This is a genomic window from Paenibacillus ihuae (genome assembly GCF_001368795.1).
Lineage (GTDB): Bacteria > Bacillota > Bacilli > Paenibacillales > Paenibacillaceae > Paenibacillus_AQ > Paenibacillus_AQ ihuae.
Window position 1 is genome coordinate 3,882,459 of sequence record NZ_LN831198.1, and the last position, 3,287, is coordinate 3,885,745.

A 3,287-nucleotide genomic window follows, 5' to 3' on the forward strand; every position below is an offset into this window, starting at 1 on the left:
GGGAGCCCGTCTACTTCGGCGTAAGCATAAGCGCTCCAGAAGGCCGACTGGGCGAAGCGGTAGGCAAGACTGCGGCCGTACGGCAGCGCGGAGCCGTCCGCCGCGAACCAGGTGATGAACTCAGCCGCGAACAGTCCCGCTCTTTCTTTGAACAGACGGGAACGCCCCGGATCTTCCTGCTCCATCAGCTTCGCATACAGCAGTCCGTAATAATGGATCGCGAAGGGCACGTAATAATCGCTATGGCCGTTAATCCCGTCGCTGTACCAGCCTTCACCCAAATAGAAATCATCCATGCGCCGCAAATTATTCTCCAGCTGCTCCGCATCATAAGGAAGACCCAGCTTCTTGAACCCGGTATTCACCAGCACGTTGAAGAACAGCCAGTTGCAGTCATAGCAGGGATGGGCGTTGATCTGATTCAGCCAGAGGTACAGATGATCCTGTTCCTGCGGAGCAAGCGGTGACCAGATCCGTTCCGGGATGGCCGCCAGGGCGAAGCCGAATACCGCCATCTCCACCAGCCTCTGGTCGTAATCCCCTACTTCCCCCCAATATTCTTCGTGGGAAGGATCGGTTCCGTGCCGGATACCGTCCAGCACCAGCTCCCAGAGCCCGCTGTCTCCCCCGCCCATAAGCAGCGGCACCAGCCCCCACAGCACCCGTGAGAATCCTTCCATCTCCGCAATCCGGGCAGGATAACTGGCTCCCGTTGTTCCGGCTTTCAGCCGTGCACCGCCCGGACTATAGAGTGGCCGGAGCGGAGCCGTAAGCTGCTCAAGTGCCTGCACCAGATCCTGCCGGGTCATAAGCGGATTCTCTTGAATCCGTGAAGCTGCTGTTACCTTCTCGTTATTCATCCTGTATCCTCCCCTATTCCCAGTAGAACGGTCCGGCTTCCTTGACCCGGGCCAAAGCTTCCACATAGAAAAAATCTCCGTAAATCAGCGGAACATCAATATTCCGGTTTTCCGGATAGTTACTCGTGCCGTGCAGCAGCAGTCCTTCCTCGCCGGCATTCTCCCAAGTACCGTAATTCCGGTAGAGGGACTCCAGGATCTTCATAGCCCCGTTCCGGTACACATGCGATTCCGAAGCGGTTACCTGAGAGGCCAGCAGCAGCAGTCCGCTCGCTGCGCAGGCTCCGGCCGAGGTATCGCGGAGATCACCGGTTGCCCCGGATGTGCGGAAGTCCCAATGCGGAACATGATCCTCCGGCAGGCGGGTCAGGAAGAAATTCGCCACCTGCTGTGCTGTATGCAGGTATTCCTGCTTGCCGGAATGGTGAAAGGCCAGGGCCAATCCGTAGATGGCCCAGGCGGTGCCGCGCGACCAGGCCGATTCCGGCGCATAGCCCTGCCCGCCGAGCTTCTCCGTAACTTCACCCGTTTCCGGGTTGAAGCTGACGATATGATACACCGAGCCGTCCGGCCGGATGAAATGCTCCAGCACCGTATCCATATGCGCCTCCGCGATATGGCGGTAGCGCGGATCACCGGTCACCCGGGAAGCCCAGAAGAGCAGGCTCGTATTCATACAGCAGTCGATAATCGCGATTCCGCTGTTATCCTCGCCTTCCCGCCAGGGATTCCAGGCGCGGATGTAGCGGCCCTTCAGATTGAAGCGGGCTGCCAGATAATTCGCGGCCTTCAGTGCCCTGATCCGCGAGGCTTCATCACCCGTTAGCTTGAAATTCGCTACACTGGTCAGCAGCCACATGAAGCCCAAATCATGATCCAGCTTGACGTACCCGTCAAGCACCTCATCGAGCCGCTGCTCACACTCTTCGGCAATTGCTTTCAGACTCTCGTCCCCGCTCTCCGCGTACAACTGCCAGAGCATGCCCGGCCAGAAGCCGGCCGTCCACCAGTGCGGAGCCTCAAGCACATATTGGCCGCCCTGGCTGGCGTGAGGAAACCCGGCGCCGATTCTCCGGCTGTTGCTTCTGGTCTTCTCCACCGCTTTGCCCCAGGCCTCATCTATCCATGTTTGCTTTGCCGTCATCTCCATCTTCGAACTCCCGCCTTTATTTTGAATTTGCGCGTATCCCTTTATAGAAACTGAAAAGTGAAGGCAAATCTGCCCCCGCTGCCCGGCCGGACCGCATGAAAGTCCAGACTATGCCAGACCTGCTCCCGGCCGAAATGATCCCGGTACATATGCACGGCGATCTCCGGCTCTACTGCCCCGGGGTCATAAGACACTTCGACTCCGCCGCCCTCCCCCGGCAGCAGCACGGCACCCGACCGGAGCAGCTGCGGCTTGCGCCACGTGACAAACCGCTCGGTCCAGCTTGCCGGAACACCTTCAAATCGGTATTCATCCAGCAGCTCCAGGCAGGGCAGCGTCTCTTTGTACCAGACGAAGGAGCGGGTGAGTGACAGCAGGCCTTCAGCCTCGTAGGCCCGCGTCAGGTCCAGCGTCAGTTCATCCGTATCCCCCGTGGATGCATGGAGCACCACGGAGCTGAACTGCTGCCCCGGTGACTGATACCGGCCGTCAATGACCGGTACCGAATGGCCCTGCGATCCGTTGCAGTCATACTGATAGCGGCCGGCGCCGAAGTAGTCCGCCGTATATTCCCCGCTGCCGAGATCAGCTGCGTAGACCTCGCCGCGCCCGGTTAAGATGAACTGTCCCAGGTCATTATGGTTATGCGGCTCCGCATTGTGGCCGCCCTTGGCAGCGAATCCGAATGTGCCCGCTTCCGGCACATGCCGAGAGATCAGCCATGCGGCATCTGGCAGGAAGCAGCTGGAGGCGTCCCAGGCGCTCTTCCAGATACCGGGCCTAGTCCACAGCAGATTGCGGAGCGCCGGAGCAAACCGGCTGCAGTGATCTTCGGTGTACGGCGCACGGAGTACTGACGGCGGACGCTCGACTTCCCCGGGATAGACCTCCGCCAGATAATGGGACAAGCCCATATGCACAGACATCTGCGCCAGAGAATCCGAGAAATTGGCGACCAGGGCACCATCGATGAAGCATTGCTGCTGAAACCGGGCGATCCTTCGCACCTTCTTATTGTTGAACCAATCCAGCTTTCCCTCGCTGCGGGAGCGAAGCAGATCACTGTAATAGGTAAAATAGCCAAAGCCGTAATTCCAGTAGCCAAGCCCCTCAAGGCATGCCCCGTCTTCCCCGAAGCCTTCCAGATAATAGCGCATGCTGCTCTCTGTCCTGAACAGAATTTCCGTCAGGAGCCCAGGATCGTTCATGGACAGCAGCGCAGCTGCCCCGATCGAGCCTGCACAAACAGCCGCCCAGTTATGCCGGGCAGTCTCCCA

The 3,287-nt window shown here is 59.1% G+C and carries 3 protein-coding genes; all 3 read right to left on the reverse strand.

Annotated features, from left to right (window positions below; all coding sequences use genetic code 11):
- Positions 1–860 (reverse strand): DUF2264 domain-containing protein (locus AQR02_RS34550; RefSeq protein ID WP_245237532.1); only part of this gene is annotated, 860 nt, incomplete at its 3' end.
- A 13-nt stretch (positions 861–873) separates the two neighbouring features.
- Positions 874–2,010 (reverse strand): glycoside hydrolase family 88 protein, encoded by a 1,137-nt coding sequence (locus tag AQR02_RS17960; protein WP_054941649.1) that lies wholly within the window; start codon positions 2,008–2,010, stop codon positions 874–876.
- Between the two features lie 41 nt (positions 2,011–2,051).
- Positions 2,052–3,287: heparinase II/III family protein (locus AQR02_RS17965; RefSeq protein WP_245237533.1), on the reverse strand; the 1,236-nt coding region annotated here is incomplete at its 5' end.

Excerpts from the sequence above, each read along its gene's own strand:
- AQR02_RS17960 (WP_054941649.1), bottom strand. The coding sequence starts at position 2,010 with ATGGAGATGACGGCAAAGCAAACATGGATAGATGAGGCCTGGGGCAAA.